This is a genomic window from Staphylococcus intermedius NCTC 11048, assembly GCF_002902385.1.
In the GTDB taxonomy this organism is placed as follows: Bacteria; Bacillota; Bacilli; order Staphylococcales; family Staphylococcaceae; genus Staphylococcus; species Staphylococcus intermedius.
Genome location: NZ_PPQH01000112.1, coordinates 1 through 301 on the forward strand (window position 1 = coordinate 1; position 301 = coordinate 301).

Here is a 301-nt window from a genome sequence, read left to right on the forward strand (position 1 = left end):
CTTCGTGATTGGCGTTGTTTCTGGTGTGTACTTGTCGTTATCTGCTTGTTTACCTACGGTTACCGGTACTGTGATGTGGTCTGTTGTGCCATCTGGGTACGTCACTGTCACACTCACATCTGTTGTACCTTCTTGTGTGCCGTCAGGTAATTGACTTGGATCGTCAATTGTAATTGTCGGTTGGTCACCATCTGTTGGGTAACCCGGGATGTTCACTGCACCTTTCACTTCATCTTCTGTTGTGGCAGTGCCATAATCCTTCGTGATTGGCGTTGTTTCTGGTGTGTACTTGTCGTTATCT

The 301-nt window shown here is 46.8% G+C and carries 1 protein-coding gene; it reads right to left on the bottom strand.

What is annotated here, in order from left to right:
• Positions 1–301: Rib/alpha-like domain-containing protein (locus CD138_RS13275; RefSeq protein WP_219727730.1), on the bottom strand; the 301-nt coding region annotated here is incomplete at both ends.